We start from the raw sequence: 18,576 nt of genomic DNA on the forward strand, positions 1-18,576 counted from the left end.
GCTATGAAGTTTCCGCATTTCTTTATCGACCGCCCGATCTTTGCGGCGGTCCTGTCCATCCTGATCCTGGTATTCGGCCTGGTGTCGCTGCCGGTGTTGCCGGTGACGCAATATCCCGACATTGCGCCGCCCACCGTGGTCGTGTCGGCCAGCTATCCGGGTGCGAGTGCCGAGACGCTGGCCGAAACCGTTGCCGCGCCGCTCGAAGAGGCGATCAACGGCGTCGAGAACATGATCTACCTTCAATCATCGTCCACCGGCGATGGTCAGGTTCAGATCACGGTGACGTTCGCCCAGGGCACGGATGCGGATCAGGCGCAGGTGCTCGTCCAGAACCGCGTGGCATCGGCCGAACCGCGGCTGCCCGAACAGACCCGCCAGATCGGCGTCACGGTGCTCAAGAACGCGCCGGACTTCCTGCTGGTGGCAATGTTCTATTCGCCGGACGGTTCGCTGTCTGAACAATATGTATCCAATTATGTCGGCACCCAGGTCGTCGATCGCATCGCCCGCGTGCCCGGTGTCGGCAACGCGCAGGTGTTCGGCGGGCGCGACTACAATATGCGCATCTGGATCGATCCGGATCAGGCGGCGGCCCGCAACCTGACCGTCGACGAAATCATCGCCGCGATCCGTGCCCAGAACGCACAGGTCGCCGTTGGCGGTGTCGGCCAGCCGCCCTTTACCAAGGATTCGGCAACCGCGTTTCAGCTGGGCATCCAAACCCAGGGTCGATTGACCACGCCGGACGAGTTTGGCGCCATCATCGTCAAGCGCGACGAGGCGGGGGCGATGACCCGGCTGCGCGATGTGGCGCGCGTCGAACTGGGCGCCGAAAACTACACGATCAACGCGTTCCTGAACAACCGGCCGACCGTCGCCATCGCGGTCAGCCAGCTGCCGGGGTCGAACGCGCTGACCACGGCCGATGCGGTCATCAAGGAACTGGATACGGCAAAGGCCAGCTTTCCGCCGGGCATGACCTATTCCATTCCCTATAACCCGACCGAATATATCTCGGCGTCGATCGAGGAAGTGCAAAAGACCCTGATCGAAGCGATCATCCTGGTGTCGCTGGTCGTGCTGTTGTTCCTGCAAAGCTGGCGCGCGGCGATCATCCCGATCATCGCCATCCCGGTGTCGCTGGTCGGCAGCCTCGCCTTCCTCCTGGCCTTTGGCTATTCGATCAACAACCTGTCGCTGTTCGGCATGGTGCTGGCCATCGGCATCGTGGTCGACGACGCCATCGTCGTCGTCGAGAATGTCGAACGACTGATGGAGGAAAAGGGGCTGAGCCCGCTGCAGGCGGCGCATGAAACCATGGACGAGGTGTCGGGCGCACTGATCGCCATCGCTCTCGTGCTGTGCGGGGTGTTCATCCCGACCAGCTTCATCCCCGGCATCTCCGGCACCTTCTATCAGCAGTTCGCGCTGACGATCGCGTCCGCCACGGCGATTTCCGCCTTCGTGTCGCTGACCTTGTCGCCCGCCTTGGCCGCGCTGATCCTGAAGCCGAAACAGCACCACGATACGCCGCCCGCGCCGGGCTGGCGTGGCTGGGGCACCCGGTTCGCCCGCGGCTTCAACCGGGGGTTCGACAAGCTGTCGCAGCGTTATGGCCGCCTGACCGCCCGTGCGGTACGGACGCTCGGCATCGTCGTTGTCGCCTATGTGCTGCTGATCGCGGTGACCGGCTGGCGCTTTGCCGCCACCCCGGCCGGGTTCATCCCGCCGCAGGATCAGGGATATGTCATCGTGGCCGCTCAGCTGCCGCCCGGTTCTTCGCTGGAGCGGACCACCGCGCTCATGAAGCGGGCGCAGGAAATCGCGCTGGCCAATCCGCATGTGCGGGATACCCCCGCATTCGTCGGGTTGGACGGCGCCAGTTTCTCGACGGCTCCGAATACCGCCGCCATGTTCGTCGCCTTCAAGGAACACGGCGTCCGGCCCCATTCGGATGAAATCGCCAACCAGTTGCGCGGTGCATTCGCCGAGTTGAACGAAGGGATGCTGCTCGTCATTCCACCGCCGCCCGTCCAGGGGATCGGCACCGGCGGCGGCTGGAAAATGATGATCGAGGACCGGGAAAATCGCGGCTATCAGGCGCTGGAACAGGCAACCTTTGCCATGATGGGTGCCGCGTCGCAGGCCGATGGTATTGCCGGTGCATTCAGCCTGTTCAACACGCGAACCCCGCGGCTCTATGCCGATGTCGACCGCGAACGGGCCGAACAGCTTGGCGTGCCGGTGCAGAACGTGTTCTCGACCCTCGGCACCTATCTGGGTTCGACCTATGTCAACGACTTCAACTTCCTGGGCCGCACCTTCCGAGTCACTGCACAGGCGGACGCCCCCTACCGTGACGAGGCCGCCGACATCGGTCGGCTGAAAACGCGGTCGGCTTCCGGCCAGATGGTGCCGTTGGATGCAGTGATGACGATCCGCAACGACGCCGGGCCGTACCGGGTCGTCCGCTACAACCTGTATCCCACCGCCGAACTGCAGGGCGATACCCTGCCCGGATATTCCACGGGCCAGAGCCTGGCCACGATGGAGGCGCTGGCCGCTCGCGTGCTGCCGGACGGGTTCAGCTATGAATGGACCGAACTCGCCTATCAGCAGAAACAGGCGGGCAATACGGGCGCGATTGCCTTTGCCCTGGCGGTGTTGTTCGTCTTCCTGTTGCTGGCGGCCAATTACGAAAGCGTCGTGTTGCCCTTTGCCGTCATCCTGATCGTGCCGATGTGCCTGTTGGCCGCGATCATCGGGGTCAACATCATGGGGATGGACAACAACATCTTGACCCAGATCGGCCTGGTCGTGCTGATCGGTTTGGCGGCGAAGAACGCCATCCTGATCGTCGAGTTCGCCAAGCATAACGAAGATGGCGGCATGGGGACGCTGGAGGCGGCGGAACATGCCGCGGCCCAGCGTCTGCGCCCGATCATCATGACGTCGATCGCGTTCATCCTCGGCACGCTGCCGCTGGTGATCGGATCGGGGCCGGGCGCGGAATTGCGTGCTGCGCTTGGCGTGGCGGTGTTCTTCGGCATGATCGGGGTCACCCTGTTCGGGCTGTTGTTCACCCCTGCCTTCTATGTCCTCAGCCGCAAGCTGGGCGATGCCGTCGGACGTCGCCTGCGCCGTCGAAAGGCAGCGCCGCCAGCACCGGCCAGTGAACAGGAGTTGCCGGCATGAAGCGTTCGCTGATCGCCCTGATGCCGCTGGCGCTGGTTGCCGGTTGTGCCGTCGGCCCGGATTACGCCCCGCCCGCCACGCCGGGCGCGACGGCCGGAACCGCCAATGCTCCGTTCGTCGAGGGAACTGCCGCAGCGGGTGTCACGCCGACGCCTTTGCCCGGCCAGTGGTGGCGGCTGTATGACGACCCCAATGTCGACCGTCTGGTGACCGAGGCGCTGGCCCACAACACCGACATCCGCCAGTCGGTCGCCAATCTGTCCCGGGCGCGCGCCGTGCTGATCGAAGCGACCGGCCGCCGGTTGCCCACCACCGACCTGTCGGCGCAGTATAGCCGCCAGCGGACCGGCGGTAACCAGCTGGGCGCCCAGTTCGGCGGTCAGCCCATCCCTTCGTTCGAAACCGACTTCTTCCGCACCGGCCTCGACGCAAGCTATGAACTGGATCTGTTCGGGGGCGTAACCCGCGCGGTAGAGGCAGCGCGCGGCGACGTGGCCGTTGCACAGGCGCAGGTCGATGCCGCCCGGGTCTCCATCGCGGCTGAAACCGCCCGTGCCTATGCCCAGGCATGCAGCAATGCCAGCCAGTTGGCCGTCGCGCGCGAAACGGTGCAGCTGCAACAGCGAACCGTCGATCTGACCCGTCGATTGCTGGATGCAGGGCGCGGGCAGCGGCGGGATCTGGACCGTGCGCAGGCGCTGCTGGCGCAGACCGAGGCGCAGGTTCCCGCGCTAGAGGCGGAGCGCCGCGCTGCGCTCTATGCGCTCGCCACGCTGACTGGCAGGCCGCCGGCCGAAATCGACGCTGCGGCGAATGGCTGCACGGCGCCGCCAGCCGTGACCCAGTTGATTCCGGTGGGCGACGGCGCGGCCCTGCTGGCACGGCGTCCCGATGTCCGCGCCGCCGAGCGTCAGCTTGCGGCCGATACCGCCCGGGTCGGCGTTGCCACGGCAGCGCTGTATCCATCCATTTCGCTGCTAGGATCGGTCAGCCTGGGTTCGCAGCAGCTGAACAACTTTGTCGATGGCGACAGTGTATCCTTTTCGCTTGGGCCGCTGATCTCCTGGAGCTTTCCGAACCAGTCAGCCGCGCGCAGCCGGCTGCGCCAGGCGGAGGCGGGCGTCGAGGGGTCGCTGGCCGCATTCGACGGCGTGGTCCTGACGGCGCTTCGCGAAGTCCAGCAGGCATTGGCCCGATATGCGGGCGAGCTGGACCGGAACCGTGCGCTGCGCCGGGCCGTCGATTCATCCATCAGCTCTGCCCGGCTGTCCCAGCTGCGCTTCGATTATGGTGCCGACAGTTTCCTGCAGCTGATCGACGCCGAACGGGAACGGGCGAATGCCCGTGCCGCGCTGGCCCAGTCCGATGCGGCGCTCGCCGATGCTCAGGTCACGCTGTTCAAGGCCCTTGGCGGCGGGTGGGAGGATGCGCCCCAACCCCAACGCCGCGAGCCGTGACGGCCCCCTTTCCCGCCGCTGCCGCCTGTGGCAGGGCAGCGGCGGGAGAATGATCATGGCGGGCCGGTATTTTGACGAGTGGGCAGTCGGCGATCGTATCGATCATGCATTACGCCGGACGGTGACCGAAACCGACAATCTGCTGTTCACCACGATGACGCATAATGTGCAGCCCCTCCATTTGGATGCGGAGGCGGCGCGGAACAGCGAATTCGGGCGGATTCTCGTGAATGGGACCTTCACGTTTGCGTTGATGGTGGGGATCAGCGTCGCCGACACGACATTGGGTACGCTGGTTGCCAATCTGGGCTATGATGCGGTCAGGATGCCCAATCCCGTCTTCATCGGCGACACCCTGCGTGCGTCCAGCGAAGTCATAGCCCTGCGCCCCAGCCGGTCGCGGCCCGATCAAGGGATCGTGACGTGGCGACATGAAATGATGAATCAGCGCGACCAGATCGTCTGCCAGTGCGAGCGCAGCGCGTTGTTGCACGCCCGCGGCTGAGCAAGCGGCTTCAGAACGCGGCGGTCAGGCGGTCCATCATCGCGCGTGCCGGGCTGGCGGCGGGCCGCAATCCCAACCGTGCCTCCTCGATCCGGGAGACGCGCCGGTGCAGGTCGATGCTGGCCATGACCAGTTCCCCGGCGGCGTGGGGCAGACGCGCCAGCGTGTCCGCTTCGGTCAAGGGCGCGGTGCCCAGCCGGCGTGACGGATCGCGCGAGTCGCGTTCGGCAAGTTCCCCGTTCAACACCGCCCGCTGGGTCAGCAGCCAGGCGATCACGTGCATCAGCCGGGTCGTCACCTTCAGCGATTCGCAAGAAAAGGACACGCGATCCAGGGCATCGAGCGCATGACGGTCGAGATTGCCGCTCAGGTCGAAATATCCGCGCGCGTCATCGGCCAGCACCATGGCCTCGGTATATAATGCCTCGATCAACCGCGCATGGATGGCGGTAGCAGTCCCCAGATCGTTCATTTCCGATCGTTGCCATATCATAGGGGCGCCGCCAACGGTTTCGCTGCCGACCCGATCGGCCATGCCGTCCCAAAGCGGTGCGGCTCAGGCAATGATGTCGGGCACCAGCCAATCCTGAACCTGACTGATTTCGTCCTTCAATCGAAGCTTTCGCTTTTTAAGCCGGGCGATCTGCAACACGTCCGACGATCCGGTTTCGGACAGGGCGGCAATCGCCGCATCCAGATCGCGGTGCTCCATCCGCAGCAATTCCAGGCGTCGGGTCAGCTCCGTCTCGTCCATTTCCCGTTCATCCCCAGCGCCGGCCGCCATCGATCGCAGCAGAGCCACCATATGCCGCTTGAGCCGAAACAGCACGCGACAAACGCCGCTGCCCATGATTTACTCCGCAATCCGACAACGCAAGCAAGGAGGTCTGTTCATGCAGAACGCCCATCATGTCGCGCTGGAGCAAAAGCACGCCACGCTCGATCGCAAGATCGCTCAGGAGGCTCAGCGACCAAGCCCCAATAGCGAATTGTTGTCAGAATTGAAGCGGCGCAAGCTGAAGCTGAAAGAGGAAATCGCCGGTATCTGATCCGGCCCGGCGTCAAGCGGGCGCGGCACCATTAACTGTCGCGCCCAAAGCCCGCCCCCTGCTGACCATAGTGGACATAGGCGGCACCGATACCGAACAAAGGTCGGGCAAAGCGTCCACTGTCCCCGATGCAGCCGGACGACAGACGTTCAGCCGGGAAATCGGCCAGCCAGTCAACCGCGATTTGATGGAATCGGCTTGAACGGACCAGGCTTCTGTGCACCCTTGCCCACCGGCTTTCGGGCAGCCAGCGGATCGATCTGAGTGTCGAAGGCGATGCCGACGCGCCCGTCGGTTGCCCAGGCAATGCGTCCGTCCACCCAACCGATGCCGCGCAGATCGACGGAAACCGGTGCACCGATCGTCACCACGCCCGGATATTCCGCCATCATGCCCCCGGCCGACAGGTTCCGCACACGGACCTGAGCGTCGGATTGCCCCTTCAGCCGAAAAGTCGCGGTCAGCAACAGGCTGTCGCGACCGGCACCGCGCTGTCCGGCCGGCATCGGCATGTCATCGGCATCCTTGTTGAAAGGCAGCTGTTCCATCACCCGACCAGTATCGTTGTCCGGCATCGAACCTACGCCAAAGCCTTATCCAAAGCGTTAACGACTCATTCGTCGCGCGATATTTTCTCGTTCCGCTCGTGCCGTTCCTGCGCCTCGACCGTCATGGTGGCGATCGGCCGTGCCTCCAGCCGCCCGAGCGAGATGGGTTCGCCCGTCACTTCGCAATAGCCATATTCGCCATCGTCGATCCGACGCAGCGCGGCGTCGATCTTGGCAATCAGCTTGCGCTGGCGATCGCGGGTACGCAGTTCGATGGACCAATCCGTCTCGCTGGACGCGCGGTCGGTCAAATCCGCCTCCCGCAACGGTTCGGCCTGAAGCGTCGAAAGCGTTCCCTGGGCTTCGCGGTGGATGGCGTCCTTCCACGCCAGCAGCTTGCGCCGGAAATAGGCCTGCTGCCGCTCGTTCATGAACGGTTCGTCTGCCGTCGGCCGATACCCGTCCTCGATGCCGTCAATCGCTGCAGCCGGTACGCCGTCTGGCTCCGCCGCGCCGTTCAACACAGTCGCCATCCAAACTCTCCACTCCAGCGCTGCCCCGCCCGGCGGCGCCGTTCGATGGCGCGCCTATACGAGGGCGGACAACGCTCGACAAGGCTGCGAATCCGGCATTAACCAAAGTGGCGGCGACAGCGCGGCATCAGTGCAGTCGCAATCCGGCATTCATTCGACCGCTAAAGATTGCAAAACCGGCGATCAACTATCGTTCCAAAATTGGACGTTAACCATATAAGTCACCGGATCGCTGCGATAATTATCCCGGCAGATGCGCAAGTGATGGTTAACGCGCTTGCACTTAATATTTTGTTCTGCACTTCTCACTAGTGGACGGCAAACAGTGTCGTCGCACCGATCCCTTGGGGGTTCGGCGCGCCACAAGGGAAGAGTAACGACTATGTCGGTGAAGATGGCCTTGGCAAAACTTTGCGCTTGTGCGTGCGGCGGCGCATTGGTGGGTGGCGGCGCCGTGCACATGGCGGATCAGGCACAGGCAAAGCGCAGCACCTATTCCGCCGGCAGTGGTCAGGTCGCCAAGAAGCGGGTGGTAAAGCACCGGGTGGCGGGCAGCGCAGCCAAGCGGGTTTATGCCGGCGGTGGATCGGGTGCGACCGCAACGCGACGCATCATCAAGAAGGGCACCGAAACCGCGGCCTGCGTGCCGGCGGTCGTGACCATGACCAGCCAGGGCGCACCGATCCCGCTGGGTAATGAAGTCCCGGTCTTTTCGGGCGGTGGTGGCTTTGCCCAGCCTGTCGTCGTCGGCGGCGGCGGCGGCTTTGCGGGCGGCGGCGGCTTTTTCGCTGGAGGCTTCTTCGGGGGCGGTGGCGGCGGCGGCGGCGGCGTCGTGATCTCTTCCACGTCCAGCTCGAGCGGCGGCTCCACTTCTACCGGCGGTTCGTCAACCTCTACCGGCGGCTCTTCGACCTCCACCGGCGGCTCTTCGACCTCCACCGGCGGATCCTCCACCTCGACAGGCGGGTCATCGACTTCCACGTCGACCGGCGGTTCGTCGACCTCGACCTCGACCGGTGGTTCGTCCACCTCGACGTCGAGCGGCAACGTCTCCTCGACGTCGAGCTCCAGCGGCGACGTGTCGTCCTCGACCAGCTCGAGCGGTGACGTGTCCTCGTCGACCTCGACCTCCAGCTCGACTTCGTCGTCCAGCTCGACCTCTTCGTCCAGCTCGACCAGTTCCTCGACGTCGAGCGGCTGGACCTCCAATGGCGGGCACAAGCCGCCGATTGATCCGGGTGGCCCCGGCGATCCGGGTGATCCGGGCGGCCCGGCCCCGGTTCCCGCACCGCCGATGCTCCTGCTGTTCGGCGGCGCGGCCGGCGCGCTGGTCCTGCGCAAGCGCTGGCAGCGGCGGCGCGAAACCGCCACCGCCTGAGGCGTCATTCGTCGAGCAGGATCTGCTCGATCTCGTCAATCGGATGGCCGGTGAGCGTCTTTGCGACCTCACCGGTCAGCCGCGTTTCGACCTCCTTGTGATAATGCCGACGAAGTTCGCCCAGCGTCGCCGGCGGCGCGACGATGATCAGCGTCTCGTAATCCTGGCGAAGGGCACGCGCCTTGAGCAGGTCCGCCGTTTCCGCGGCAAAGCGATCCTCGGCCAGCTGATGCCAATCCGTTTCCTGATAGGCGCTGCGGCCCGGCCCCACGCTTGAAAAGCTGCGGCCGGGGCGATCGGTCCCCTGGTCGCTATCGGCCGGATTGTCCTGTTCGCGCTTGCGCTCCACCACCAGGTTCGGGTGCACCTCGTCCCCTTCGTTCCTGAGGAACAGCATCTTGCGGCCATCGGCCACGGCGACCAGCGCCTGATGCGGAATGTGCATTGGAGTTCTCCTTTTGCGGTTGAGGTTGCCGGGTCAACGCATCGATCATGGTGCGGGTTGCCTCTGCCGGGCATGCGCGCCATAGCCCGGCCATGCATGACCTTCGCCTGATCCGCACCGATCCCGACGCATTCGATGCCGGGCTGGCCCGCCGTGGGCTGGCCGCACAGGCCGCCGCGATCCTTGCCCTGGACGAGCGCCGCCGCGCGCTGATCACCGAGGTTCAGACCGCACAGTCGCGCCGGAACGAAGCATCGAAGCTGATCGGCGCTGCAATGGCCGGGGGCGAGCGCGAGGCAGCCGATGCGCTGAAGGCCGAGGTCGCGGCGCTCAAGGATCGCCTGCCCGCGCTGGAGGCGGAGGAGCAGGCGGTCGCCGCCGAGCTGAAGGCTGCGCTGGACATCATCCCCAACCTGCCCGGCGACGATGTGCCGGAAGGCACGGACGAGACGGGCAATATCGAGGTTTCGCGCTGGGGTACGCCGCGAACGTTCGACTTCACGCCCCGCGAGCACGCCGACCTCGCCCCCGCGCTTGGCATGGATTTCGAAACCGGTGCCCGGCTGTCCGGCGCGCGCTTCACCTTCCTTCGCGGACACATGGCCCGCCTGCACCGTGCGCTCGGCCAGTTCATGCTGGACGTACAGACGGGCGAACATGGCTATCAGGAATGCAATCCGCCGGTGCTCGTCAAGGACGAGGCGATGTACGGCACCGACAAGCTGCCGAAGTTTGCGGAGGATAGTTTTCACACCACGGATGACCGCTGGCTGATCCCCACCAGCGAAGTCTCCCTCACCGCCAGCGTCATGGGCGAGCTGCTGGACGAAAGCGCCCTGCCCCAGCGCCTGACCGCGCTCACCCTCTGCTTCCGCTCGGAGGCAGGTGCGGCTGGGCGCGATACGCGCGGTTTCATCCGCCAGCACCAGTTCGAGAAGTGCGAACTGGTCAGCATTGTGCGCCCGGAGGACAGCGAGTCCGAGCATCAGCGCATGGTGCGCGCGGCTGAGACGATCCTGGAACGCCTCAACCTGCCCTATCGCAAGCTGCTGCTGTGCACCGGCGACATGGGATTCGGCGCCCGCAAGACCTATGACCTGGAGGTCTGGTTGCCCGGACAGGATGCGTGGCGGGAGATCAGTTCTTGCTCCAACACCGGCGATTTTCAGGCGCGGCGCATGAATACCCGCTACCGGGTGGCGGGCGAGCAGAAGCGGACCGAGTTCGTCCACACCCTCAACGGCTCCGGCCTGGCGGTCGGGCGCACGCTCGTCGCGGTGATCGAGAATTACCAGAATGCGGATGGCAGTGTGACCGTGCCCGACGCGCTGGTGCCCTATATGGGCGGCGTCACCCGGCTGGAACCTGTTGCCTGATGCGCATCCTGCTGACCAACGATGACGGCTATCATGCGCCGGGGCTGAAGGTGCTGGAGGCGATTGCCGCCACCCTGTCCGACGATGTGTGGGTGGTCGCCCCTGCCGACGAGCAATCGGGCGCGGGCCATTCCCTCACCCTCACCCGGCCCCTGCGGGTGCGGAAATTCGACGATCGGCGGTTCGCGGTCAGCGGCACGCCGACCGACGCTGTGATGATGGCGGTGGCCGAGTTGATGAAGGATCATCGCCCCGACCTGATCCTGTCGGGCGTCAATCGCGGTGCCAATCTGGGCGAGGACGTGACCTATTCGGGCACCGTGTCGGCGGCGATGGAGGGCGCGCTGGCCGGCATCCGCTCGATCGCGCTCAGCCAGGTCTATGCGCGCGAGGCGATGGGCGACGCCGTCCCCTTCGACGCCGCCAGCGCCTGGGGCGAACGGGTGGTCCGCCCGCTGATCGACATGGAATGGGCACAGCGCACGCTGATCAACGTCAACTTCCCTGCCCTACCCGCCGATCAGGTGAAGGGCGTGCGCGTCGTGCCGCAAGGGTTTCGCGACTATGGCCGGTTGCAGATCGTGACCAATCGCGATCCGCGCGGCTATCCCTATCACTGGTTCGCGCTCGGCCATGTCGTGCAGACGCCTGGGCACGCAACGGACCTGGAGTCGGTTGCGGATGGCTATGTCGCGGTGACGCCGCTGCATTTGGACCTGACGCATCGGGAATCCATGGCTATGCTGGCCGCGCGCTTCGATTGACGTCATGACGGGGGTGGGATGACTGGCAGGGCACGGACGATCGGAATACTGGCGATAGCGACAAGTATAGGTGCCTGCATCCCCCAGCCGGAAGCTCCGCCGCCGACCGCATCCTATCCCCCTGCACCGGCACCTGCACCCCGTTCGACCCCGGCCCAGGAATATGAACGACAGACGGAGGGCGTGATCGCCCTGCCCGGCGCGCCGCCTGCATGGGAGGCACGGCCGGTGGTGGCCGATGGGCGGGTGGTCCCCGGCGGGTCGTACCGCGTCGTCGCGGGCGACACGCTGCGCGCAATCGCCGCTCGAACCGGCGCCGGTTCCGAAGCCATCGCCCGCGCCAACGGTCTGGCCCCGCCCTATACCATCCGTCCCGGCCAGACGCTGACCATTCCCGGTGGGCGCTATCATCTGGTCAAGGCCGGAGAGACGGGCATCGCCATCGCCCGTGCCTATGGCGTGCCGTGGGGCGATGTGCTTGCCGCGAACGTGCTGGAGCCGCCCTACATCCTGCGGGTCAATCAGCGCATCCTGATCCCCGAGCCGGGCAGCGTCGCGGTTGCCGCCACCCCGGCGGAAACGACGACGCGGCGGTCCGGCAGCTTCGAACTGGATATCGATGCGATCGTCACCGGCGGCGAACCGGCGATCGGCGAGCTTGACCGGCCGGCCATGGCGACGCCATCGCCCGCCCGCGTGCTGCCATCGTCCACAGCCGTCACCGACGTCGCCAAATTCGGCGGTCGCTTCGACTGGCCGGTCGAACAGGGCAGCATCGTCAAGCGATTTGGCCCCGGCGCATCGGGCGAGCGTCTGGACGGCGTCAAGATCGGGGTACCGGTCGGTACGCCCATCCGCGCCTCTGCCGACGGCGTTGTCGCCTATACCGGCACATCGGTCGCGACGCTGGGCGGGATCATCATGGTCAAGCACGGATCGGAATGGACCAGCGTGTACGGCCATGCCAGCCGGCTGGCGGTACAGCGGGGCCAGTCGGTCAAGCGCGGCCAGGTGATCGGCTATACCGGCAGCACCGGCCAGGCCGATCGTCCGCAGCTTCATTTCGAACTGCGCAAGGGCCGCGATCCGGTCGATCCCGCCAAGCAGTTGCCGAAGCGCTGATGAAGCCGGTTCAGTCCACTGTTTATCGGGCGCAGACGATGCGAAGGGCATCGCAAATGCCCGTATGGCTGTCGATCGGCTGGCGTGTGGCCGGCGTGGTGGGCCTGGTCGGGCTGGCTATCGCGGTTCACTGGTTCGACCGGGCCGGGCTGCGCGACAATTATGACGGCGAAATCAGTTTTCTGGACGTCGTCTATTTCACCATGATCTCGATCACGACGACGGGCTATGGCGACATCGCCCCCGTGACGCCGCAGGCCCGGTTGTTCGACGCGCTGATCGTGACGCCGATCCGCATCTTCATCGTGCTGCTGTTCATCGGCACCACCTATAATTTCGTATTCCGACGGACATGGGAGAAATGGCGTATGGCGCGGCTTCAGCGGACGCTGACGGGTCACATCATCGTCGCCGGATTCGGCAAGACCGGATCGGAGGCGGTATGCGAACTGATGGCGCGCGGCCGCGATGCCGGCGGCATCGTGGTTGTCGATGGAGATCCCGCGTCGCTGGCGGAGGCAGAGGCGCTGGGGTGTATCGTCCTGCCGGGCGATGCCACCCGAGACCAGACGCTGATGGATGCACGCCTGACCGATGCCTGTTCGCTGATCGTGGCGGCGGGCAGGGACGACACGTCGATCCTGATTACGCTGACGGCGCGCCACCTTGCACCGGACCTGCCGATCAGCATCATCGTGAAGGCAGAGGACAATGAATTGCCGGCCCGTGCCGCCGGGGCAACCACCGTCATCAACCCGGTCAGCTTTGCCGGGTTGCTGCTGGCCGGATCGTGCCAGGGCGGCCATGTCGCGGATTACATGCTCGACCTTGCCTCGGTCAACGGACGGGTCGCCCTGGCCGAACGAAGCGCGAGGCCGGAAGAGGTCGGGCAGCCACTGCGCAACATCGCGACGGGCCTTGGCGTCCGCTTGTACCGCAACGGCCAGCCGCATGGTTTCTATGATGCCGCTGCCGACCGGATCGAGGCTGGGGACATCATTGTCGAAATTGTCCGTCCGGGTCAGCCATCACGCTAGGATATCGCTGCTTATGCCCGCCCTGCCCACCCGGCTGACCGTCGTTCTGATGCTGGTCGCGTCGAACGTGTTCATGACCTTCGCCTGGTACGGCCATCTGAAGTTCAAACAGGCGCCGTTGCTGCTGGTGATCCTGGTCAGCTGGCTGATCGCGCTGCCCGAATATTTCCTGGCGGTCCCGGCCAACCGGATGGGTTCCGCCGTTTATTCGACAGCCCAGCTGAAGGGCATACAGGAGGTGCTGACGCTCGGCATCTTTGCCGTGTTCTCGATCCTGTTTCTCGGCGAACGACTGACGATCAATCACGGGATCGGCTTTGCCCTGATCGCGGCCGGTGCATTCTTTCTGTTTCGCGGTGGCAATGCCGGCTGACGCTCAGCCCGTTTCGGCCTCGATCAGCCGGGCCCGCAAATCACGAACCAGCCCCCCCGCCTTTTCCAGCTGGCTGCGGGCAGCCGCCACCATTTGCGCAAAGGACGACAATTCCGGCTGCTGGCCGACCACCATGTCCATCGCCGCCAGGTAATTGGTGGCCGCAACCAGCGGTTGCGCCATGTCATGCGCGAACTGCCGGGTGAGCAGGGTCGGCGGCATCACCGCCAGCGCCTGCGCCACCCCATCCTGCACCACGCCGCAAACCAGACCGTCGACCCAGTCGCCGGAGATGGCCAGAACGCGCACCCCACCTTGATCATCCGTCTGATGAACGGTCAGGGACAACGCATCGGGGCGCTGACGAACGGCAGCAGCCATCATCGCGGCCAGCGCGGGCTGATCCGATGCCGCCCAGTTGTGCGACCACCGATCGAAACTTTCCAGTCGATCCCGCGCGATGCCCAGGCGATCGGGCGCGCCTTCATCCCATCGCAATTGGTCGGTCGTTGCTTCCCAGGTGAAATAGGCGATGGGTGTCGTCATTCAAACTGCCTTTAGGAGACATGCGCCTTTCAGCCATTCTCGAAATGGGTGTGACGAAAGCCTTCCCCCCGAATGCCGTCGCCACACCCATCACTGCGCCACCCCACCCCAACGCGAGCTAGTTTTCCCCGTATGCGGGACAGGCGCAAGATCAGTATAAACCACAAGGGTTAGCGCGGTTCGACGCCCACCACCCCTGCGTGAAAGGCCAGCCGCAGAACGGCGGACAGGGACTTGGCCTCCAGCTTGTCCATCAGGTTGGCCCGGTGAACCTCGACCGTCCGGACGCTCAGGCCCAGACGATCGGCAATCACCTTGTTCGGTGCGCCGTCGATCAGCAGGTCGAGCACAGAACGCTCGCGCGGCGACAGTCGGCCGATCAGCTTCAGCGCATCGCTGCGCAGCTGCTCGCGCTCGCGTGCCTCGTCCAGCGCTTTGAAGCCCAGGTCGATGGCATCGAACAGCTGCTGGGGCTGATACGGCTTCTCGACGAACTCGACCGCGCCAAGCTTCATTGAATCAACTGCGGATCGAACATCGCCCGATCCCGTCACCATCACCACCGGGAACCGCGCACTGAGCGGTCGAAGAGTCCGAAGAACGTCCATGCCGGAGGTGCCCGGCATCCGGATGTCCAGCAGGACGACGCCATCCTCGCGCGATTCGACGCCGTCCAGAAAGGCATCGCCAGAGGCATAGCCCGTGGCCATCCAGTTCGGGCGCGACCCAAGCAACGCCCGAAGCGAATTGCGGACATCCTCTTCGTCATCGACAATATAGACGAAACGAACCATGCCTCATGTTGTGCAGGGTCAACGCGCAAGCTGCAAGCCGATAGTGGCAAATAATCCATTATTGCCCGACAAATAGCGCCGCCCGCTTTTGCAGAAACGCCATGCCGCCTTCCATCGCATCCTTACTGTTTCGGGCCTGGCGCTGGTCTGCCGCCTCCCGGTCGAGCGCCGCGGCATAATCGGCGGTGGCCGATGCCTGCACGCCGCGACGGATCATGCCCATTGCCAGGGTCGGCCCGGCAGCCAACCGCTGCGCCAGCTGCAAGGCCGCATCGTCCAGCGCGTCATCGGCAACGACGCGGTGGATCATCCCCCATTGCATCGCCTGCTCCGCCCCGATCCGTTCGCCCAGCATCATCATTTCCATGGCCCGGGTGCGTCCCACCAGCCGCGGCAACATCCAGCTGGCACCGCCATCGGGCACCAGGCCGATGTTCACGAATGCCTGCAGAAAATAGGCGGTTTCGCTCGCCACACAGAAATCGGCGGCGAGGGCCAGGCTGCACCCGATCCCGGCTGCCGGCCCGCGAACCGCACTGACCACCGGAACCGGCAGGTCGGCGATTGCGCACATCGTCGGGTGATAATGATCGAGCAGTGCCCGTTCGGTCGCGGCCCCGGGATCGTCCCCGCCCAGTGCTGCCCCTGCGACATCGGCACCCGAACAAAAGCCGCGCCCCGCCGCCCGGATCAGCACCGCACGCGCATCCCCGCGCGCGGCAAGCGCCTCCCGCAACAGATCGAACAACATGGGCGGCGCCGCATTCAGCCGATCGGGTCGGTTCAGCGTTAACGCCAGCACGTCCTCGTGCCGATCGACCATCAGCATTTGGTCCGACATTCATCCTCCATTGGCGTTGCCGCAACGCCGTGCCATACTCATTGTTCGAAACATGACGAATGGAGGGGAAGATGGCAACGGCAGCGAACCGCATTTCCGTCGATAATCCAGGCGAATGGTCTGCCAGACAGCAACTGGCCGGATGCTACCGCGTATTCGACATGCTCGGCTGGTCCGAACTCATCTACAATCACATCACCTTGAAGGTTCCGGGGGAAGCAGGCGCGTTCCTGATCAACCCGTTCGGCCTGCATTTCGGCGAGATTTGCGCATCGAACCTCGTAAAGGTCGACATCGACGGCAATACGCTGGACGGCAGTCCGCATCCGGTCAATCGGGCCGGATTCGTTCAGCATGCCCTGTTCCACCGTCATCTGCCCGATGCCCATTGCGTGATCCATACGCATACGACCGCGACGATGGCGGTCTGTTCGTCGGCGGGCGGGCTGCTGCCGACCAATTTCTACGGCTGTTCGCTCGCTGGCCAAGTCGCCTACCATGATTTCGAAGGCGTGACCGTACGCCCGGAGGAAGGGGAGCGGCTGCTGGCCAATCTGGGCGACAAACGGGTGATGATGCTGCGCAACCACGGGCCGCTGGTGATCGGCCGAACCTTGCCTGAGGCGTTCCTGACCTATTGGTCGTTGCAGCGGGCATGCGAAATCCAGCTGGCAACGGCTCAGCTTGGCGATCCGATCACGGTCGGCGGCCCCGTCGTTGCCGTGCACCAGCGCGACCTGTCGCAGGTTCAGGCACCGGGCGGGCCGGGCGCAGCCGATTTTGCCGCCATGCTCCGCCGGGTCGACCGCATCGACCGCAGCTGGCGCGACTGACCGCCCTCGACAAACCGGCGACCGGCTTTAGGGTCCGGGGGCGATGACCCGTTTCACCGTCAACAACCAGCCCGTGGAATATCGCCTGGATCCGGCGACTCCCCTGTTATGGGCACTGCGCGACGCATCCAATCTGACCGGCACCAAATATGGCTGCGGCACCGGGCAGTGCGGATCGTGCACGGTCGATATCGACGGCGATGCCAGGCGGTCCTGCCAGGTGCCGATCGGGTCGATCGAAGGCGCGTTCGTGACGACGATCGAGGGACTGTCCCGCGATCGCAGCCACCCCGTGCAACAGGCGCTGCTGGCGTCGAACAGCTTGATGTGCGGATATTGTGCGCCCGGCATCGTGATGACAGCCGCCGCCATGCTCCGCACGCGTCCCGACCCATCGGACGAGGAAATCGTCGAATCGCTGGGCAATCTTTGTCCCTGTGGCAGCTATTCGCGGTGGCTTGCCACCATCCAGCAAGCCGCCCGGATCGCGCGGGGCGACGAAACCGTCGACCCCCTTGCCATCGGTATGACGTCGGATGATTCCTGACGTGATGCTTTCAGCGCAATTCAGCCACGGCTCATCGACCATGGCTTAATTAGTCCGACATGGCCGGACCTTCCGGCCGCAGGAGGATTTGCAGATGCGTCATACCCTGTTGATCGGGCTGATCGCCGCCACCGCGCTCTGGCCGGTTCAGGCCAGTGCCCAGGCCGTTGCACAGTTGCGGCGAGCCACCCAGTCTTCGGTCCAGGGCGTTCCGTTGCCCGCCAGCGTCGCCCCGCCGTCGGACGTTGTGGCCCAGCAGCGCGAGCGGCCCCAGCGCGGTAACTGGGGCAATGGCGATCGCGGGAACCGCGGCGGCGGCCAGATGCGCCAGGCGCGCCCTGATGGCCAGTTTCGTCAGCCTCGACAGCCTCGGGCCGAAGCACGACAGGATTTCCGCCAGGATCGACGTGGCGACCGCCAGGAATTCCGGCAGGAGCGGCGGGGCGACCAGCGCGATTTCCGTCAGGAACGGCGCGGTGACCAGCGGGACTTTCGTCAGGAACGCCGCGATGATCGGCGCGACTTCCGGAGTGGCGAGGTAAGCCGTCCCGATTTCCGCCAGGACCGCCGCGATGATCGCCGGCATTTCCGCACCGACCGGCGCGACGACCGTCAGGATTTCCGGCGCGACCGCACGGACGACCGCCGCGACTTCCGTCAGGAACGGCGCGATGATCGCCAGGATTTCCGGCGCGACCGGCGCGACTGGGACAATGGCCGCAACGGCGTTCGCGGACGGGACTGGAACGACAACCGTCGGGGCGGCTGGGATCGTCGCTATGGCGACTGGCGCGACAATCAGCGCTATCGCCAGGGCTGGGACGACCGGCGCAGCTGGAACCGCGGGTGGAGCCGGGACAACCGATATAACTGGCGCTTCTACCGCGAACGCAACCGTCAGCTCTATCGCCTGCCCCGCTATTATGCGCCGGCCGGCTGGGGCTATGGCTATCGCCGCTTTTCGATCGGCGTGACGCTGGGTTCGTTCCTGTTCGCGCCGAATTACTGGATCAATGACCCCTTTGCCTATCGCCTGCCGCCCGCTTATGGTGGCTATCGCTGGGTGCGCTATTATGACGATGCGCTGCTCGTCGATCTGCGCAGCGGCCAGGTGGTCGATGTGGTGTACGACATCTTCTGGTAAGCCGGACGGCACCGGATCGATGGTTTCGAGCGCGGGAGGCCGGGGGAAACCCCGGCCTCTTGCATTTGTGTCCCCAATGGCCGCAA

21 protein-coding genes are annotated in these 18,576 nt (G+C 65.1%); 12 read left to right on the plus strand and 9 right to left on the minus strand.

Annotated features, from left to right (window positions below):
• The first annotated feature begins 3 nt into the window (after window positions 1–3).
• The 3 genes from ACPVPU_RS10335 to ACPVPU_RS10345 are packed head-to-tail and all read left to right on the plus strand — an operon-like array spanning window position 4 to window position 5,160.
• Complete coding sequence (locus tag ACPVPU_RS10335) at window positions 4–3,198, plus strand: efflux RND transporter permease subunit (RefSeq protein WP_448657861.1); 3,195 nt, start codon at window positions 4–6, stop codon at window positions 3,196–3,198.
• Window positions 3,195–4,655: an efflux transporter outer membrane subunit gene (locus ACPVPU_RS10340; protein WP_448657862.1), complete on the plus strand. Its 1,461-nt coding sequence runs from the start codon at window positions 3,195–3,197 to the stop codon at window positions 4,653–4,655. Before ACPVPU_RS10335 ends, ACPVPU_RS10340 begins: the two co-directional genes overlap by 4 nt.
• 55 nt (window positions 4,656–4,710) lie before the next feature.
• Entirely contained in the window at window positions 4,711–5,160 is a 450-nt protein-coding gene (locus ACPVPU_RS10345; RefSeq protein ID WP_448657863.1) for a MaoC family dehydratase, read from the plus strand.
• A gap of 10 nt (window positions 5,161–5,170) precedes the next feature.
• On the opposite strand, the gene ACPVPU_RS10350 is transcribed toward ACPVPU_RS10345, so the two are convergent.
• Together ACPVPU_RS10350 and ACPVPU_RS10355 are read right to left on the minus strand one after the other, a co-directional pair.
• A complete protein-coding gene (locus ACPVPU_RS10350) occupies window positions 5,171–5,632 on the minus strand; it encodes a DUF1465 family protein (protein ID WP_448657864.1) in 462 nt (153 codons plus the stop codon).
• 84 nt (window positions 5,633–5,716) lie between these two features.
• Complete coding sequence (locus ACPVPU_RS10355; RefSeq protein ID WP_448660487.1) at window positions 5,717–5,914, minus strand: YdcH family protein; 198 nt, start codon at window positions 5,912–5,914, stop codon at window positions 5,717–5,719.
• Between the two features lie 139 nt (window positions 5,915–6,053).
• Between ACPVPU_RS10355 and ACPVPU_RS10360 the strand changes: the two genes are divergently transcribed.
• On the plus strand, window positions 6,054–6,209 hold the full coding sequence (locus tag ACPVPU_RS10360) for a YdcH family protein (RefSeq protein WP_448657865.1): 156 nt from the start codon (window positions 6,054–6,056) through the stop codon (window positions 6,207–6,209).
• 173 nt (window positions 6,210–6,382) lie between these two features.
• Here ACPVPU_RS10360 and ACPVPU_RS10365 read toward each other — a convergent pair whose 3' ends face one another.
• The 4 genes from ACPVPU_RS10365 to ACPVPU_RS10380 all read right to left on the minus strand — a co-directional run bounded on the left by ACPVPU_RS10365 (window position 6,383) and on the right by ACPVPU_RS10380 (window position 9,113).
• Window positions 6,383–6,757: a PilZ domain-containing protein gene (locus tag ACPVPU_RS10365; RefSeq protein ID WP_448657866.1), complete on the minus strand. Its 375-nt coding sequence runs from the start codon at window positions 6,755–6,757 to the stop codon at window positions 6,383–6,385.
• Between the two features lie 65 nt (window positions 6,758–6,822).
• Entirely contained in the window at window positions 6,823–7,290 is a 468-nt protein-coding gene (gene dksA, locus ACPVPU_RS10370) for an RNA polymerase-binding protein DksA (RefSeq protein ID WP_448657867.1), read from the minus strand.
• A 570-nt stretch (window positions 7,291–7,860) separates the two neighbouring features.
• Complete coding sequence (locus ACPVPU_RS10375) at window positions 7,861–8,499, minus strand: hypothetical protein (RefSeq protein ID WP_448657868.1); 639 nt, start codon at window positions 8,497–8,499, stop codon at window positions 7,861–7,863.
• 173 nt (window positions 8,500–8,672) lie between these two features.
• A complete protein-coding gene (locus ACPVPU_RS10380) occupies window positions 8,673–9,113 on the minus strand; it encodes a host attachment family protein (RefSeq protein WP_448657869.1) in 441 nt (146 codons plus the stop codon).
• 92 nt (window positions 9,114–9,205) lie between these two features.
• Here ACPVPU_RS10380 and serS point away from each other — a divergent pair, with 92 nt between their 5' ends.
• The 5 genes from serS to ACPVPU_RS10405 are packed head-to-tail and all read left to right on the plus strand — an operon-like array spanning window position 9,206 to window position 13,785.
• The gene (gene serS, locus ACPVPU_RS10385; protein ID WP_448657870.1) at window positions 9,206–10,489 is read left to right on the plus strand and encodes a serine--tRNA ligase; all 1,284 of its coding nucleotides are present in this window, start codon (window positions 9,206–9,208) and stop codon (window positions 10,487–10,489) included.
• Window positions 10,489–11,253, plus strand: coding sequence for a 5'/3'-nucleotidase SurE (surE, locus tag ACPVPU_RS10390; protein ID WP_448657871.1), 765 nt, complete (start codon window positions 10,489–10,491; stop codon window positions 11,251–11,253). The genes serS and surE overlap by 1 nt, the downstream gene beginning before the upstream one ends.
• Window positions 11,254–11,271: 18 nt before the next feature.
• The gene (locus ACPVPU_RS10395) at window positions 11,272–12,375 is read left to right on the plus strand and encodes a peptidoglycan DD-metalloendopeptidase family protein (RefSeq protein ID WP_448657872.1); all 1,104 of its coding nucleotides are present in this window, start codon (window positions 11,272–11,274) and stop codon (window positions 12,373–12,375) included.
• A gap of 56 nt (window positions 12,376–12,431) precedes the next feature.
• Complete coding sequence (locus ACPVPU_RS10400) at window positions 12,432–13,412, plus strand: potassium channel family protein (RefSeq protein WP_448657873.1); 981 nt, start codon at window positions 12,432–12,434, stop codon at window positions 13,410–13,412.
• 13 nt (window positions 13,413–13,425) lie between these two features.
• Window positions 13,426–13,785, plus strand: coding sequence for a DMT family protein (locus ACPVPU_RS10405; protein ID WP_448657874.1), 360 nt, complete (start codon window positions 13,426–13,428; stop codon window positions 13,783–13,785).
• A gap of 3 nt (window positions 13,786–13,788) precedes the next feature.
• Here the strand turns inward: ACPVPU_RS10405 and ACPVPU_RS10410 are convergent, their stop codons facing one another.
• The 3 genes from ACPVPU_RS10410 to ACPVPU_RS10420 all read right to left on the minus strand — a co-directional run bounded on the left by ACPVPU_RS10410 (window position 13,789) and on the right by ACPVPU_RS10420 (window position 15,966).
• Window positions 13,789–14,331 (minus strand): hypothetical protein, encoded by a 543-nt coding sequence (locus tag ACPVPU_RS10410; RefSeq protein ID WP_448657875.1) that lies wholly within the window; start codon window positions 14,329–14,331, stop codon window positions 13,789–13,791.
• A 170-nt stretch (window positions 14,332–14,501) separates the two neighbouring features.
• Window positions 14,502–15,125 (minus strand): response regulator transcription factor, encoded by a 624-nt coding sequence (locus ACPVPU_RS10415; protein WP_448657876.1) that lies wholly within the window; start codon window positions 15,123–15,125, stop codon window positions 14,502–14,504.
• Window positions 15,126–15,183: 58 nt separating this feature from the next.
• A complete protein-coding gene (locus ACPVPU_RS10420) occupies window positions 15,184–15,966 on the minus strand; it encodes an enoyl-CoA hydratase-related protein (protein WP_448657877.1) in 783 nt (260 codons plus the stop codon).
• A gap of 71 nt (window positions 15,967–16,037) precedes the next feature.
• Here ACPVPU_RS10420 and ACPVPU_RS10425 point away from each other — a divergent pair, with 71 nt between their 5' ends.
• The 3 genes from ACPVPU_RS10425 (at window position 16,038) to ACPVPU_RS10435 (ending at window position 18,490) form a co-directional block, all read left to right on the plus strand.
• A complete protein-coding gene (locus tag ACPVPU_RS10425) occupies window positions 16,038–16,799 on the plus strand; it encodes a class II aldolase/adducin family protein (RefSeq protein ID WP_448657878.1) in 762 nt (253 codons plus the stop codon).
• Window positions 16,800–16,842: 43 nt separating this feature from the next.
• Window positions 16,843–17,346, plus strand: coding sequence for a (2Fe-2S)-binding protein (locus tag ACPVPU_RS10430; protein ID WP_448657879.1), 504 nt, complete (start codon window positions 16,843–16,845; stop codon window positions 17,344–17,346).
• A 94-nt stretch (window positions 17,347–17,440) separates the two neighbouring features.
• Window positions 17,441–18,490, plus strand: coding sequence for an RcnB family protein (locus ACPVPU_RS10435; RefSeq protein ID WP_448657880.1), 1,050 nt, complete (start codon window positions 17,441–17,443; stop codon window positions 18,488–18,490).
• Window positions 18,491–18,576 lie beyond the last annotated feature (86 nt).

Source organism: Sphingomonas paludis, assembly GCF_053502515.1.

Excerpts from the sequence above, each read along its gene's own strand:
- ACPVPU_RS10335 (WP_448657861.1), top strand. The coding sequence starts at position 4 with ATGAAGTTTCCGCATTTCTTTATCGACCGCCCGATCTTTGCGGCGGTC.
- ACPVPU_RS10340 (WP_448657862.1), top strand. The coding sequence starts at position 3,195 with ATGAAGCGTTCGCTGATCGCCCTGATGCCGCTGGCGCTGGTTGCCGGT.
- ACPVPU_RS10345 (WP_448657863.1), top strand. The coding sequence starts at position 4,711 with ATGGCGGGCCGGTATTTTGACGAGTGGGCAGTCGGCGATCGTATCGAT.
- ACPVPU_RS10350 (WP_448657864.1), bottom strand. The coding sequence starts at position 5,632 with ATGAACGATCTGGGGACTGCTACCGCCATCCATGCGCGGTTGATCGAG.
- ACPVPU_RS10355 (WP_448660487.1), bottom strand. The coding sequence starts at position 5,914 with ATGGACGAGACGGAGCTGACCCGACGCCTGGAATTGCTGCGGATGGAG.
- ACPVPU_RS10360 (WP_448657865.1), top strand. The coding sequence starts at position 6,054 with ATGCAGAACGCCCATCATGTCGCGCTGGAGCAAAAGCACGCCACGCTC.
- ACPVPU_RS10365 (WP_448657866.1), bottom strand. The coding sequence starts at position 6,757 with ATGGAACAGCTGCCTTTCAACAAGGATGCCGATGACATGCCGATGCCG.
- dksA (WP_448657867.1), bottom strand. The coding sequence starts at position 7,290 with ATGGCGACTGTGTTGAACGGCGCGGCGGAGCCAGACGGCGTACCGGCT.
- ACPVPU_RS10380 (WP_448657869.1), bottom strand. The coding sequence starts at position 9,113 with ATGCACATTCCGCATCAGGCGCTGGTCGCCGTGGCCGATGGCCGCAAG.
- serS (WP_448657870.1), top strand. The coding sequence starts at position 9,206 with ATGCATGACCTTCGCCTGATCCGCACCGATCCCGACGCATTCGATGCC.
- surE (WP_448657871.1), top strand. The coding sequence starts at position 10,489 with ATGCGCATCCTGCTGACCAACGATGACGGCTATCATGCGCCGGGGCTG.
- ACPVPU_RS10395 (WP_448657872.1), top strand. The coding sequence starts at position 11,272 with ATGACTGGCAGGGCACGGACGATCGGAATACTGGCGATAGCGACAAGT.
- ACPVPU_RS10400 (WP_448657873.1), top strand. The coding sequence starts at position 12,432 with ATGCCCGTATGGCTGTCGATCGGCTGGCGTGTGGCCGGCGTGGTGGGC.
- ACPVPU_RS10405 (WP_448657874.1), top strand. The coding sequence starts at position 13,426 with ATGCCCGCCCTGCCCACCCGGCTGACCGTCGTTCTGATGCTGGTCGCG.
- ACPVPU_RS10410 (WP_448657875.1), bottom strand. The coding sequence starts at position 14,331 with ATGACGACACCCATCGCCTATTTCACCTGGGAAGCAACGACCGACCAA.
- ACPVPU_RS10415 (WP_448657876.1), bottom strand. The coding sequence starts at position 15,125 with ATGGTTCGTTTCGTCTATATTGTCGATGACGAAGAGGATGTCCGCAAT.
- ACPVPU_RS10420 (WP_448657877.1), bottom strand. The coding sequence starts at position 15,966 with ATGTCGGACCAAATGCTGATGGTCGATCGGCACGAGGACGTGCTGGCG.
- ACPVPU_RS10425 (WP_448657878.1), top strand. The coding sequence starts at position 16,038 with ATGGCAACGGCAGCGAACCGCATTTCCGTCGATAATCCAGGCGAATGG.
- ACPVPU_RS10430 (WP_448657879.1), top strand. The coding sequence starts at position 16,843 with ATGACCCGTTTCACCGTCAACAACCAGCCCGTGGAATATCGCCTGGAT.
- ACPVPU_RS10435 (WP_448657880.1), top strand. The coding sequence starts at position 17,441 with ATGCGTCATACCCTGTTGATCGGGCTGATCGCCGCCACCGCGCTCTGG.